Origin of the sequence: Micromonospora sp. NPDC023644 (assembly GCF_040640115.1) — a bacterium.
Lineage (GTDB): Bacteria > Actinomycetota > Actinomycetes > Mycobacteriales > Micromonosporaceae > Micromonospora.
Genome location: NZ_JBFABA010000012.1, coordinates 112,144 through 124,987, shown reverse-complemented (window position 1 = coordinate 124,987; position 12,844 = coordinate 112,144). Strand labels below are relative to the sequence as shown.

The window sequence follows — 12,844 nt, the reverse complement described above, 5'->3', positions numbered from 1 at the left end:
GTCGCCCACCGTCCCAGTCTCCCATGCGGCCGCCGAGCCGTACGCTGACCCGAGGGACAACGCGCCGGTGTGGTGCCGCCGGGCGTCTGGCCGGCTCCGCGCCATTTCAGAAGCCGGGGACCGAGCCACTATACCGATGGATGACGGGCCCGGTAGAGCCGCAACTCAGACCTTCGGCGCGGGATGGCCGATTCCGTTCCGTAGTCGGCAGTGTCGTCACTCACCGTACTAGCCGCGACAACCGCCGGTCAGCGAGCGGCTTGCCGTCGGTCTGGCACGTCGGGCAGTACTGGAGGCTCGAATCGGCGAACGAGACCTCGCGGACGGTGTCCCCGCAGACCGGGCAGGGCTGCCCCGTGCGGGCGTGCACCTTCAGCCCCGAGCGCTTCTCGCCCTTCAGCTCGGCCGCCCGCTGCCCGACCGACCGGCGCACCGCGTCGCCGAGCACCTCCCGGGTGGCCGCGTGCAGGGTCGCCAGCTGCTCGTCGGTCAGCCGGTGGGTCAGCGCGAACGGGGACAGCCTCGCCGCGTGCAGGATCTCGTCGGAGTACGCGTTGCCGACGCCGGAGAGCACGGTCTGGTCGGTGAGCACCCCCTTGACCTGGCCCTTGCGGCTGCGCATCCGCTCGGCGAAGGTGGCCAGGTCGGCGGCGAGCGCGTCCGGGCCCAGCCGGGCCACCCCGGGCACCGCCTGAGGGTCGGTGACCAGGTAGACGGCGAGGCTCTTCTGGGTGCCGGCCTCGGTCAGGTCGAAGCCGGAGCCGTCGTCGAGGCGCACCCGCAGCGCGACCGGCCCCTTGCCGGGGCGCAGCGGGGCGGCGGAGGCGAACGCCTCCCGGTAGTGCAGCCAGCCCGCCCGGGCCAGGTGGACCACCACGTGCAGGTCGCCGTCGAGCACCACGTCGAGGAACTTGCCGTGCCGCCGGGCGTCCGTCACCGTCCGCCCCGCGGCGGCGGTCGGCGCCGGGTCGTACGTCTTCAGGGCGCTGATCGCGGCGACCTCCAACCGGTCGACGCGCCGCCCCACCGCGCGCTCGCGCAGGTATCCCGCGAGCGCCTCAACCTCCGGTAGTTCGGGCACCAACCAACGGTAGCCTTCTTTCCCGTGAGCGCGAGGAATGAGCTTGCGAGTCCCGCAGTCGCGAACGAAAGGCAAGCTGCGTGAGAATCGTGGTGGCGCACAACCGGTACCGGCAGGCCCAGCCCTCCGGTGAGAACACGATCGTCGACGCGGAGATCGCCCAGCTCACCGCGGCCGGGGTGGAGGTGCTGCCGTTCATCCGCAGCTCGGACGAGATCCCGTCGATGTCGAAGACGGCCAAGGCGCTGCTGCCGATCTCGCCGATCTGGGCGCCCCGCGCGCAGGAGGAGCTGAGCCGGCTCATCACCGAGCACCGACCGGACGTGCTGCATCTGCACAACCCGTACCCCCTGATCTCGCCCTGGATCGTGCGGACCGCGCACCGGCACGGCGTGCCGGTGGTGCAGACGGTGCACAACTACCGTCAGGTCTGCTCCTCGGGGCTCTACTTCCGCGACGGGATGATCTGTCAGGACTGCCGGGGCCGGGCCCTGGGGGTGCCGGCGATCGTGCACCGCTGCTACCGGGGCTCCCGGGCCCAGAGCGCCCTGATGGCGACCACGCTCGCCGTGCACCGGGGCACCTGGCGCTCGGTGGACCGGTTCGTCGCGCTCACCTCGGCGGTCGCCGACCACCTGCGCGACTACGGCATCCCGGCCGAGCGGATCGTGGTCAAGCCGAACGGCATCCCCGACCCGGGGGCGCCCGCGCCGCTCGGCGACGGCTTCCTCTACATGGCCCGGCTCTCCCCGGAGAAGGGGCTGGACCTGCTGCTGGACGCCTGGCGGCGGCACCCGGACGGGGCGCTCGGTCCGCTGCGCATCGCGGGCGACGGCGAGTTGCGCCCGCTGGCCGAGGCCGCTGCCGCCGAGCGCGCCGACGTGACCTATCTCGGGCCGCTGGACCGCACCGGGGTACGCGTCGCGATCGAGGCCAGCGCGGTCATCATCGCCGCCTCCACCTGGCACGACGTGCTGCCCACCGTCATCATCGAGGCGCTCGCCGCCGGCCGGCCGGTGCTCGGCACCGCCCTCGGCGGCATCCCGTACCTCGTCGGCGCCGACGCGCCCCGCGAGCCGGCCGGCACCGGCCCGGCCGCCGTCGCCTCCGCCGCGCCGGGGGAGGGCCGGGTCGCGCTGCCCACCGGCGTGGCGGGGGGCGAGGCGGGCTGGGTGGTGCCCCCGGAGCCGGCCGCGATGGCCGCCGCCCTGCCGGTGGCCCGGGCCGGGGCCGCGACGCTGGCCCCGGCGGCCCGCGCCCGCTACGAGCGCACGTTCCACCCCGACGTGGTCACCAAGCGCCTCCTCGACGTGTACGCGGACGTCTCGCCCACCGCCGCGCCCCGCTAGACCACCCCGCCCCCTGCATCGTTTGCGGCTGCCGGGCTCCTTGATCGTTTGCTGCTCACCCGGTGTGACATGCGGGCGGGACACGGGTGATCGACAAACGATCTTGGGGTGGCGGTGACGGCCGGCCAGAGCGGGCAGGCCGGGCATCCAACTCCCGCAGGGGGCGGTACGCGGACTGCCGTTCCGCTCCTCAGGATGACGGGAGATCTTGGTATCGAAGCGCCCCTGGAGGGGCCGCGTCATACCTCAGCGCAGCGAGGCGCGGGCGGAGAAGGCAATGCTGGCGAGCAGGAAGCCGCCGTTGACGATCGTGAACGCCACCATCACCCAAAGAACGAGGGCGGGGGCGAAGGCCAGCACCAGGCCGGCGGCGAAGATCACCGCGCCGTAGTCGCGGACCAGCTTCACCAGGCGTACGGGCAGCGAGGTCGAGGTGACCATGCTGGCGGCGTTCGGGCCGGCCTGCATCACCGAGGTGACCAGGTTGACCATCCAGGTGCCGGCGAAGACGGCGACCAGCCAGCTCGGCGTCGACGGCTCCTGCGCCACGGCCGTTGCCGCCAGGGCGGCGACCAGGGCGATCTGGGCGGCGACGTCGGCGAGCACGTCGACGCGGGCACCGGCCGGGCTGCCCTGCCCGGTCACCCGGGCGAGCTGGCCGTCGGCGCAGTCCAGGGAGTACGCGACCTGCCAGCCGACCAGGGCGAGCAGCCCGACCGCCCAGGCCGGCACGTCACCGGCGGCGACCCGGCCGGCGAGCGCGACCACGGTGACCGAGGTGGCCAGGCCGAGCACCAGGTTCGCGATGGTCAGCGCGGTCGGGCGCAGCCCGAGGCGCTGGGCGACGAGCGCGAAGACCGCGCCCAGCCACTGGCTGATCGATTCGCTGAACAGGCCGCCGCCCCGGTTCACCCGGTGGAAGTCGGCGACGGTGGGACGGGGCTCAGCCAAGGTGGTCGCGGATTGCACCGGCGTAGTCTGCCAGCCGCTCCCGCGTCTCGGTAGGCGACATCGCCAGGTGTTCGAGGATCGTGTAGCGGTCCGGCCGGGTCCGGGGCGCGAACTGCACGGCATCGACGAACTGCTCGTCGGTCAGGCCCAGGTCGGCAGGGGTGGTGGCGAGACCGTGCCGGTGCAGGCAGCGGGCGAGCCGACCGAACCGGTCGGTGTCTCCGCGCAGGAACGTGCAGAAGAGGGCGCCGAGCCCCACCTGCTCCCCGTGGGCGGCGGTGCCGGGGTGGAGCCGGTCGATCGCGTGCGAGATCTCGTGGTCCCCGCCGCTGGCGGGGCGCGTCGACCCGCACACCGAGCTGGCGATGCCGCCCATGATCAGCGCCTCGGCCAGCGTGGTGAGGAAGCTGTCGTCGGTGATCTTGCCGGGGTGGTTGAGCAGCGCCTCCGCGCCCGTCCTGGCCAGGGTCACCGCGAGCCCGTCGATGGGCTCGCCGCGTACCTCGTGGGCCAGCTCCCAGTCGGCGCAGGCGTTCAGGTTGCTCACCGCGTCGCCGATGCCGGCCTGGGTCTGCCGGTCCGGGCCGTTCTCCACGAAGTCGAGGTCGACGATGACCGCGATCGGGATGTGCACCCCGTAGGAGCCCTTGCCGCCCTCGTGGTCGAGCGAGGCGGTCGGGGAGGCGATGCCGTCGTTCGCCAGGCTGGTCGCCACCGTCACCATCGGGATCCCGTAGCGGGTGGCCGCGTACTTGGCGGTGTCGATGGTCTTGCCGCCGCCGATCCCCACCACGGCGTCGTAGTGGCGGCGGCGCAGCCGGTCACCGAGGTCGTTCGCCGCGTCGATGGTGCCGCCGACGACCGTGAAGACGTCGGCCGCGCCGAGCGACGGCCGGCACAGCTCGACGATCCGCTCACCCTGCCCGGGGCCGACCACGACGGCCACGTCCCCGCCGGCCGAGATCCGCCGGTCGGCCAGCAGCGGCCCGAGGTCGGCCACCGCACCCCGCCGGACCTCGATCACGAGTGGGGTGTTGACCGTACGGGCTAGTAGTGGCACGCGATCTCCCGCGCCCGGGCAAGGTCGGCGTGGTTGTCGACCTCGACCCAGGAGACGTCGCCGATCGGCGCCGCCCGCACCTCGCCGCCTCGGTCGGCGAACTCCTGGTAGCCGTCCTCGTAGTAGAGGTTCGGGTCGCGCCGCCACGTCGCCTCCAGCGCGTCGGCGAGGGCGTCGGCCACCTGCGGCTCGATCAGCGTCGCGCCGATGTACTCCCCGTACGCGTCGCCGGGGTCCATCAGCTTGGTGATCCGGGTCAGCTGGCCGGCGGCGTCGAAGGTGGTCTTCATCTCCTCCTCGGCCAGCGGCTTGATGGTGTCGACGGCGAGCAGGATGCCGGGGCCGCGCTCGGCCAGCAGGGTCTTCTCCACGCTGACCGGGTGCACGGTGTCGCCGTTGACCAGCAGCACGCCCCGGGAGAAGTGCTCCCGGGCCAGCCAGAGGGAGTAGGCGTTGTTCCACTCCTCGGCCTTGTCGTTGTGCACCAGGGTGAGCGTGACGCCGTACTTCTTCTCCAGCTCCGCCTGGCGGGAGACGACCGCGTCGGCGGCGTAGCCGACCACGATCACGATGTCGGTGAGCCCCACCTCGGCCAGGTTGCGCAGCGAGATGTCCAGGATGGTGGTGTCGCCGTCCACCGGTACCAACGCCTTGGGCAGGGTGTCGGTGTACGGGCGCAGCCGACGCCCCGCCCCGGCTGCGAGCACCATCCCGATCATTGAGGCGTCCTCCCTCGTACGACTCCCGGTCACCGCTGGAGGATAGCCCCGCGTGGCGGCACCGCTGCGGCCAACCGGGTCAGCCGGGCAGCGCCGCCAGGTCCGCCAGCACCCCGAGCCGCTCCTCGGCGGTCAGCACGGCGTACGGCGCGGCGGCCCGCCGGTCGGTCTCCAGCTCGATGGCGAGCTGCTCCGGGCCGGGCGGCAGGGCGGCGGCGCTCGCCGCGCTGTGCCCGGCGGCGGTCCACGCGGCGGCGTGCGCGTCGGCCCGGTGGTAGCGCATCGTGCCGAGCCGGTTCAGCAGCAGCACGCCGGGCGGGGTGCCGTCCGGCTCGTACGGCGGCGCCGTCGCGGCGAACGCCGCACCCGCCTCGGCGCCCTCCTCGTCGGCCAGCACCAGCGCGCACGTGAGCACCCGGCCGAACGCCTCCACCAGCCGCAGCACCCGGTCCTCGTGCCCCGCCCAGAGTTCCTCGGTGACCTCCGCGTGCACCTGCCAGATCTCGGCGAGGAAGGCCAGCCCGCGCTCGGTGGCAGAGAGCCCGCCCTCCGGGCTGCGGTGGATCATCCCGTACGCCACCTGCTTGTCCAGGGCCTTCCGGCAGTCGACCGGGTCCCGGTAGCGGGTGACCGCCGTGAAGCCGGCCTCGTCGACCGTCCCGCCCGGCGCCGCGAGGCGGGTGCGGAACTCCAGCAGGAAGCCGGTGGCGGCCGGCCCGCCGTACCGCTGGCTCAGCTCGGCGCCCCCGCCGTCGCGGCCGGCGAGGATGCCGGCGACGAACGCCCGCTCGACCGCCGGGGCGACCAGGCCGGCGAACCGGTGCGGCGCCAGCTCGACGGTGTCGTTCACAGACCGATCGAACGCAGGGCGGCGAAACCTTCGTCCGCGATCCGCCGGATGAGGCCGTCGTTGACGTCGCGGTGCTCGTCGAGCAGGTCCAGCTCGTCGGCGGCGAGCCACCGGAACTCGGTGTGCTTGCCCACCTCGAGCGTCGGCCGGGCCAGGTCGCCGTCGACCCGGACCAGCCAGTCGCGCTCGATGCGGGCCAGGCCGTCGTCGGCGACGTAGTGGTACTCCCCGACGTGGCCGAGCACGTGGGACACCGTCCAGCCGGTCTCCTCGGTCACCTCCCGGCGCAGCGCGTCCATCCAGTCCTCGCCCGGTTCCAGGTGGCCGCCGACGATGTCCCAGCAGTTGGGAAAGATGCGCCGGTGGGGAGACCGTCGCTGGACGAAGAGTCGACCGTCGTCGTCGACGATCAGCGCGCCGGCGCAGCGCAGAGGCTCGGTGGACACGCCACGACAGTAGCGAGCGGTGGCCTGTTCCGGCGACGCCCGGTCTTGCCCGGAGCAGCCCACGGGCGCACCATGTCCCCTACCGGGTGCCACCGTCCCACAGGGGTGATGCGTGATGCAGGTTCGGGAAGCGATGTCCAGCGAGGTTCTCGTGGTCGGCCCGGAGCACACGCTCCGCCAGGCGGCCCGGATGATGTCGGCCCGCGGTGTCGGGTCGGCGGTCGTGATCGACCCGGATTCCGAGGGGGTCGGCATCATGACCGAACGCGACGTGCTCAAGGCCATCGGCGCCGACCTGGACTGCGACGTCGAGCGGACGGCCGCCCACCTGACCTGGGACGTCGTCTACGCCGGGCCGGAGTGGACGGTGGAGGAGGCGGCCGCGGCCATGGCCCGGGGCGGCTTCCGGCACCTGGTGGTGCTCGACGGGCGCGAGGTGGCCGGGGTGATCTCCGTCCGGGACATCATGCGGGTCTGGGCGGAGAGCCGGATGGTCGAGTCGACCTGAGCCGCCGCTCGGCAGAGGGTGTGGCGGGCCGATCGACGGGTAAGGATCCTCTGCGGGCGCGGACGGGCCGCGATCCGCGACGGAGGTCCTCATGCGTGGCGCGGATCGGCTGGTCGAGCAGCAGTACGCGATGCTCCTGCGGCGGGACGTGGCCCGGCTGCCGGACCTCTACGCGGCCGACGCCTTCTACTCCATGCCCGGCGTCACGGTGCGCCCGATCGAGTTGCCCGCCCTGCTGCGCACCTGGACCGGGGCCTTCCCGGACCTGACGGTCGACCCGATCGGGTCCGTGCAGACGGCCGGGGGCGCGGCCGTCGAGCAGCGGCTGACCGGCACCCACACCGGGGTGCTGCACACCCCGTTCGGCACCGTCGCGCCGACGGGCCGGCTGGTGAGCTGGGACGTGGTGGACGTCGTCCGGGTCCGGCGCGGCCGGATCGCGGCCTGGCGGTCCTACTTCGACTGGGGGCAGCTGATCGCGGCGCTCGGCCTGCACGTGGACGGGCTCTCCCGGGAGGCGCAGCACGACCCGCTCGGCCTTCCGGTCTGACCTGTCGCCGACCGGCCGACGCCGGTCACCCGTCCCGGTGGCTCAGGATGCGGACATCGCCGTGCCTTCCGCGCGCACCCCGTCGCCTTCCGTACGCTGAACAGCCATGACCGCCGAGCAGCTGATCTCCTTCGCCCGTGGCGCTCCCTCGCTGGACATCGTCGATGTCGAGGGGCTCAAGGCCGCCGCCGTCCGCGCCTTCGACGCCGATCCCGCCGGGGTGACCGCGTACGGCACCTCCGTCGGATACCTTCCGCTGCGGCAGTGGATCGCCGAGAAGCACGGGGTCTCCGCCGACCAGGTGCTGATCACCAACGGGTCGTTGCAGGCGGACGCGTTCCTCTTCGACCACCTGGTCCGCCCCGGCGACGCGGTGGTGGTGGAGCGCCCGACGTACGACCGGACGCTGCTCAACCTCCAGCGGATGGGCAGCGAGCTGCACGGCGTCTCCATCCAGCCGGACGGGCTCGACACCGCCGAGCTGCGCAAGCTGCTGGAGTCGGGGGTGCGTCCCCGGCTGGCGCACGTCATCCCGAACTACCAGAACCCGGCGGGCGTGACCCTGAGCCTGGAGAAGCGCCGGGAGCTGCTCGACCTCGCCGCCGAGTACGAGTTCACGATCTTCGAGGACGACCCGTACGCCGACATCCGGTTCCGGGGCGAGGCGCTGCCGTCGATGCTCTCGCTGGACACCCGCGGCGTCGTGGTGCACGCCTCCAGCTTCACCAAGACGGTCTGCCCGGGCGTGCGGGTCGGCTACCTGGTCGGTCCGGCGGACCTGATCGGCGACATCGCGAAGAAGGCGACCAGCCTCTACATCTCGCCGGGCATGGTCTCCGAGGCGATCGTGCACCAGTTCTGCGTCTCCGGCGACATCGGGCGCTCCATCGAGACCGTGCGCGCCGCGCTCGGCGAGCGGGCCCGGGTGCTGGCCGAGTCCCTGCGCCGGCACATCCCGGAGGCCCGCTTCGTGGAGCCGGACGGCGGCTACTTCCTCTGGGTCGAGCTGCCCGAGGACGTGGAGGTCGACAGGCTCGCGCCGGCCGCCGCCGAGCGCGGGGTCGCCGTGGTCAAGGGCAGCGACTTCGTCGTCGACGGCGGGCGGCACGCCCTGCGGCTGGCGTACTCGGCGGTGACCGCCGACCGGATCGACGAGGGCGTGCGGCGCCTGGCGGAGGCCATGGCGGCCGTACGGGGCTGAATTTCTGTCAGATTTCTGACAGTTGGACGATCGCGGCCGTCCCGGGTCTCCCGCCGGGGCGGCCGACGGCCCACAATGCTGCGAGCGTCACTCACCACGTGTAGCGGAACTCACCGCCCGGTGCCGGCCCCCGCCGCGCCCGGCGACGGGACCGGGCCGGCCCGACCGGCGGCACGTGGAGCGGCGCGACCAGCACAACCCCCGCCCCCAAAGGGCGTCGGGTGGGCCGGGTCGTCCCCTCACCCCCCTGAAACGACCCGGCCCGCCCGGCGCCACCCTCCCGGCGATCGTCACCGGCGGTGATCATCCACGGCGGCGTACTGTTCACCCGCGGCAGCGCGTGGGAGGGGGCGGGATGACGGACCGGGAGCAGCAGGGGCGGACGGCCTCGCCGAACGGCGGACGGGTGCTCAGGCCCCGGGACTGGGTGGCGCCGGTGCGGGCGATGACCCGCCGGCTCAACTCCGACAACCCGCAGCAGGTCCCCGCGCCGGCCGGCCCGCAGCGCAACGCGGTGGTCGACTGCGCCCTCTACGTCGACGGCCGCCGGCAGCCCGGCGACTGGCGGTACGCCGAGGCGCTCGCCGCCGCCCGCCGCGAGGAGCACGGCTTCGTCTGGCTCGGCCTGCACGAGCCGGAGCTGGCCGAGATGACCGCCATCGCCGCCACGTACGGGCTGCACGAGCTGGCCGTCGAGGACGCGGTGAAGGCGCAGCAGCGCCCCAAGCTGGAGCAGTTCGGCGAGGTCAGCTTCCTGGTGCTGCGCACCGCCCGGTACTGCGAGCACGCCGAGCTGACCGAGCACTCCGAGGTCGTCGAGACCGGCCAGGTGATGCTCTTCATCGGCCCGAACTTCCTGATCAGTGTCCGGCACGGGGACGCCTGCCGCCTCGCACCCGTCCGGGCCGACCTGGAGACGAAGCGCGACCTGCTGCTGCACGGCCCGTGGGCGGTGGCGTACGCGGTCACCGACCGGGTGGTGGACATCTACCTGGAGGTCGCGGACCGGCTGGAGGACGACCTCGACACGCTGGAGGCCGACGTGTTCGACCGCCAGTCCACCGGCCGGATCCAGCGGATCTACCAGATGAAGCGGGAGCTGGTGGAGTTCAAGCGGGCGGTGATGCCGTTGCAGCGCCCGCTGCTGACCCTCACCGCGCAGATGAACCGCGACGTGCCGAAGGAGATCCGCCGCTACTTCCGGGACGTGCAGGACCACCTGAGCCGCACCGTCGAGCAGGTCAACTCCTACGACGACCTGCTCAACTCCATCCTCCAGGCGCGGCTGGCCCAGGTCACGGTCGACCAGAACAACGACATGCGCAAGATCGCGGCGTGGGCCGCCATCGCCGCCGTCTGGACCGCCATCGCCGGCATCTACGGGATGAACTTCGAGGTCATGCCGGAGCTGAAGATGACGTACGGCTATCCCGTCGTCCTCGCCCTGATGCTCGGGATCTCGCTGGCCCTCTACCGCTGGTTCCGCCGCAACGGCTGGCTCTGACGGCCCGGGCCTGCCGCGCGGTCCCCGCCGCACCCGGCGCCGCCTGACCCCGCAGCTTCAGTCGTCGGGCGCGGAAGCGCCGGCGGGACGGCCGAAGCCGCATCGCCGGCGCTTTCCGGGACCGACAGTGATGTCAGCGGCGGCCGTTGGTCCTGGCGCCGCCCTTGCGGAGCGCCTCGGTCAGGTCGTCCGCCGGACGCCCCGAGGTGTCCTTGGCGCCCTCGGCCACCGACGGGACCTTGTCCGTCGCGTGGACCGTCGGCTGCTTGCCGGGGGTGGTGGTGGAGGCGCTGTCGCCGCCGGCCACCGCCGAGCTGCCGGCGCCGGTCGGGCCGCCGGCCACGCCCGAGCCGCTCGACGTCGTCGACGCGTCGGTCACCGGGGTACGGATCTCCATGGTCTCCACCTCGTCACGCATCGGCTCCAGCTTGCGGGTCGGGTCGTACTCGGCCCACTCCTGCTGCTCCCGGCGCCGCCGCACCGCCATCGCGGCGACCCCGGCCACCGCGCCGGCCGCGAGCAGGCCCGTCATCATGGACCCGCCCCGACGGGAGCTCTTCTTCCGGGACGCCTTCATGTTCTTCGCCTTGGCCTTGCGGCTGGCCGCGGTCTGCCTGGCCGCGACGGCCTTCCGGCCGGTGACCGCCTTGCCCGCCGCCTCGGCCTGCGCCTTGCGCACGGCCAGGGCGAGCGGCGCGAGCGCGGCGACCGTGGACGCGAGGCCGCTGGACGCGCGGTCGCGCACGATGACGGCCGTCGGCGCGACGGCGCCCCGGGCCGCCTGGACCCGCGGGGCGACGGTGGCGCCGGCGCCCTTCGCGGCGTACGTCGCGGCCTGCCTCAGGTGACCGAGGCCCTGGTTCAGCTCCACCTTGGCCAGCTGCCCCTGGGTCTTACGCCGCCCGATTCCAAACACGGTCCCACCTCCTGGGAGTTGTTCCTTCGTCATCCTCCACCTTCGGATGCCTCCGCACTGCCAGATCGGGCACATGGGAGGATCCGCATGGAACTGACCAACGAGTGAGGAGTACCCGTGGCCGAGGCTGTCTACGCCACCTTGCACACCAACGCTGGCCCGATCCGGCTGGAGCTCTTCCAGAACCACGCCCCGAAGACCGTCAAGAACTTCGTCGACCTGGCGGAGGGCAACCGCGAATACACCGACCCGCGTACGGGTCAGCCGGGCAGCGGGCCGTACTACGACGGCACCATCTCGCACCGGGTGATCGGTGGCTTCATGATCCAGATGGGTGACCCGACCGGCACCGGTCGCGGTGGCCCGGGTTACAAGTTCGGTGACGAGTTTCACCCGGAGCTGCGCTTCGACCGGCCGTACCTGCTGGCGATGGCGAACGCCGGGCCGGGCACCAACGGCTCGCAGTTCTTCATCACCGTCTCGCCGACGCCGCACCTGAACAACCGGCACACCATCTTCGGGCAGGTGGCCGACGAGCAGTCCGCGAAGGTCGTCGACGCGATCGCCAACACCCCGACCGGCCCGAACGACCGGCCGCTGCAGGACGTCGTCATCGAGCGGGTCGAGATCGAGCGCACCGCTGCCTGAACGGTCCGCGAGGTACCTTTGCCGACATGACTGAGCGCTCCGAGGGCCGGGACCGGTTGGTGGGCCGCGCGGTCCGCGACGGCGGGCGGGCGCGGTGAGCGAGTCGCCACCCACCACCCCGGTCTGCTACCGGCACCCCGGCCGGGAGACGTACGTGCGGTGCACCCGCTGCGACCGGCCGATCTGCCCGGACTGCATGCGGGAGGCGTCGGTCGGGTTCCAGTGCCCGGAGTGCGTGGCGGAGGGACGTCGTAGCGTGCGGCCGGCGCGTACCGCCTTCGGTGGCGGTGCCGCCGGCCGGCACGGCTACGTCACCAAGGCGCTGATCGCGCTCAACGTGCTGATGATGCTGCTCTCCATCGCCTCCGACCGGGGCGGGGACGCGGCGGTCGGCGGCTCGGGCTTCGGCGGCCTCATGGGCGGCAGCACCCCGCTGACCGACTGGGGCTCCGTGCTCGGCGGCGCGATCTTCCCGGACGGCACGGTCGGCGGCATCGCCGAGGGCGAGTGGTACCGCCTGGTCACCGCGATGTTCCTGCACTACGGCGTGGTCCACCTGCTGCTGAACATGTGGGCGCTGTGGGTGCTCGGCCGGTCGCTGGAGGCCAGCCTCGGGCCGCTGCGCTTCCTGGCGCTCTACCTGGTCGCCGGGCTGGGCGGGAACGTCGCCGCCTACCTGTTCAGCGCGCAGAACCAGCTCACCGCCGGGGCCTCCACGGCGATCTTCGGCCTGTTCGCCGCGCTGGTGGTCATCGAACGGAAGATGGGGCGGGACATCTCCCAGGTGTTCCCCGTCCTGGTGATCAACCTGGTCTTCACGTTCACCGTGCCAGGAATCTCGATCCCCGGGCACCTGGGCGGCCTGGTGGTCGGCGCACTGCTGGCGCTCGTGTTCGCGTACGCCCCGCGGTCGCGCCGGACGCTGGTGCAACTCGCGGGCGGCGCGGTGATCGTGGCGGCGCTGGTCGGCCTGGCCCTGGTCCGCACCGCGGCCATCGTCGGCGGCTGACCTCCCGCCCGGGCTCCGCCTCCCGGGCGCGGGTTGGCCGGGGACACCGCCG

At 73.0% G+C, this 12,844-nt stretch carries 14 protein-coding genes; 7 read left to right on the top strand and 7 right to left on the bottom strand.

Annotated features, from left to right (window positions below; translation table 11 throughout):
- Positions 1-220: 220 nt before the first annotated feature.
- On the bottom strand, positions 221-1,081 hold the full coding sequence (locus AB0G08_RS12515) for a DNA-formamidopyrimidine glycosylase family protein (RefSeq protein WP_358086625.1): 861 nt from the start codon (positions 1,079-1,081) through the stop codon (positions 221-223).
- 80 nt (positions 1,082-1,161) lie between these two features.
- On the opposite strand from AB0G08_RS12515, the gene AB0G08_RS12510 reads away from it, so the two are divergent.
- Complete coding sequence (locus AB0G08_RS12510; RefSeq protein ID WP_358086623.1) at positions 1,162-2,430, top strand: glycosyltransferase family 4 protein; 1,269 nt, start codon at positions 1,162-1,164, stop codon at positions 2,428-2,430.
- 246 nt (positions 2,431-2,676) lie between these two features.
- Here the strand turns inward: AB0G08_RS12510 and AB0G08_RS12505 are convergent, their stop codons facing one another.
- From AB0G08_RS12505 to AB0G08_RS12485, 5 genes are all read right to left on the bottom strand, one after another.
- Positions 2,677-3,399 carry a CDP-alcohol phosphatidyltransferase family protein gene (locus AB0G08_RS12505; RefSeq protein ID WP_358086621.1) on the bottom strand — a complete coding sequence of 241 codons (723 nt, stop codon included), beginning with the start codon at positions 3,397-3,399 and terminating at the stop codon, positions 2,677-2,679.
- Positions 3,374-4,441, bottom strand: coding sequence for an iron-containing alcohol dehydrogenase family protein (locus AB0G08_RS12500; protein WP_121397506.1), 1,068 nt, complete (start codon positions 4,439-4,441; stop codon positions 3,374-3,376). The genes AB0G08_RS12505 and AB0G08_RS12500 overlap by 26 nt, the downstream gene beginning before the upstream one ends.
- Positions 4,429-5,160, bottom strand: a complete 732-nt coding sequence (locus AB0G08_RS12495) for a phosphocholine cytidylyltransferase family protein (protein ID WP_358086619.1) — start codon at positions 5,158-5,160, stop codon at positions 4,429-4,431. The genes AB0G08_RS12500 and AB0G08_RS12495 overlap by 13 nt, the downstream gene beginning before the upstream one ends.
- A 79-nt stretch (positions 5,161-5,239) precedes the next feature.
- The gene (locus AB0G08_RS12490; RefSeq protein WP_358086617.1) at positions 5,240-6,010 is read right to left on the bottom strand and encodes a hypothetical protein; all 771 of its coding nucleotides are present in this window, start codon (positions 6,008-6,010) and stop codon (positions 5,240-5,242) included.
- On the bottom strand, positions 6,007-6,456 hold the full coding sequence (locus AB0G08_RS12485) for an NUDIX domain-containing protein (protein ID WP_358086615.1): 450 nt from the start codon (positions 6,454-6,456) through the stop codon (positions 6,007-6,009). Before AB0G08_RS12485 ends, AB0G08_RS12490 begins: the two co-directional genes overlap by 4 nt.
- Positions 6,457-6,571: 115 nt before the next feature.
- On the opposite strand from AB0G08_RS12485, the gene AB0G08_RS12480 reads away from it, so the two are divergent.
- The 4 genes from AB0G08_RS12480 (at position 6,572) to corA (ending at position 10,219) form a co-directional block, all read left to right on the top strand.
- Positions 6,572-6,964, top strand: coding sequence for a CBS domain-containing protein (locus tag AB0G08_RS12480; protein WP_358086613.1), 393 nt, complete (start codon positions 6,572-6,574; stop codon positions 6,962-6,964).
- Positions 6,965-7,055: 91 nt separating this feature from the next.
- A complete protein-coding gene (locus tag AB0G08_RS12475; RefSeq protein WP_357875158.1) occupies positions 7,056-7,514 on the top strand; it encodes an ester cyclase in 459 nt (152 codons plus the stop codon).
- Positions 7,515-7,620: 106 nt separating this feature from the next.
- Complete coding sequence (locus AB0G08_RS12470) at positions 7,621-8,715, top strand: PLP-dependent aminotransferase family protein (protein WP_358086611.1); 1,095 nt, start codon at positions 7,621-7,623, stop codon at positions 8,713-8,715.
- Positions 8,716-9,070: 355 nt separating this feature from the next.
- Positions 9,071-10,219, top strand: a complete 1,149-nt coding sequence (gene corA / locus AB0G08_RS12465) for a magnesium/cobalt transporter CorA (RefSeq protein WP_358086609.1) — start codon at positions 9,071-9,073, stop codon at positions 10,217-10,219.
- A 133-nt stretch (positions 10,220-10,352) separates the two neighbouring features.
- Here corA and AB0G08_RS12460 read toward each other — a convergent pair whose 3' ends face one another.
- The gene (locus AB0G08_RS12460) at positions 10,353-11,168 is read right to left on the bottom strand and encodes a hypothetical protein (protein WP_358086607.1); all 816 of its coding nucleotides are present in this window, start codon (positions 11,166-11,168) and stop codon (positions 10,353-10,355) included.
- A gap of 84 nt (positions 11,169-11,252) precedes the next feature.
- On the opposite strand from AB0G08_RS12460, the gene AB0G08_RS12455 reads away from it, so the two are divergent.
- Both AB0G08_RS12455 and AB0G08_RS12450 read left to right on the top strand, forming a co-directional pair.
- Entirely contained in the window at positions 11,253-11,783 is a 531-nt protein-coding gene (locus AB0G08_RS12455) for a peptidylprolyl isomerase (protein WP_357875150.1), read from the top strand.
- A gap of 94 nt (positions 11,784-11,877) precedes the next feature.
- On the top strand, positions 11,878-12,792 hold the full coding sequence (locus AB0G08_RS12450; RefSeq protein ID WP_358086605.1) for a rhomboid family intramembrane serine protease: 915 nt from the start codon (positions 11,878-11,880) through the stop codon (positions 12,790-12,792).
- Positions 12,793-12,844: the final 52 nt, after the last annotated feature.

Bases quoted from the DNA above. Each gene is read 5' to 3' on its own strand.
- AB0G08_RS12480 (WP_358086613.1), top strand. From the start codon at position 6,572: ATGCAGGTTCGGGAAGCGATGTCCAGCGAGGTTCTCGTGGTCGGCCCG.
- AB0G08_RS12460 (WP_358086607.1), bottom strand. From the start codon at position 11,168: ATGACGAAGGAACAACTCCCAGGAGGTGGGACCGTGTTTGGAATCGGG.
- corA (WP_358086609.1), top strand. From the start codon at position 9,071: ATGACGGACCGGGAGCAGCAGGGGCGGACGGCCTCGCCGAACGGCGGA.
- AB0G08_RS12495 (WP_358086619.1), bottom strand. From the start codon at position 5,160: ATGATCGGGATGGTGCTCGCAGCCGGGGCGGGGCGTCGGCTGCGCCCG.
- AB0G08_RS12470 (WP_358086611.1), top strand. From the start codon at position 7,621: ATGACCGCCGAGCAGCTGATCTCCTTCGCCCGTGGCGCTCCCTCGCTG.
- AB0G08_RS12475 (WP_357875158.1), top strand. From the start codon at position 7,056: ATGCGTGGCGCGGATCGGCTGGTCGAGCAGCAGTACGCGATGCTCCTG.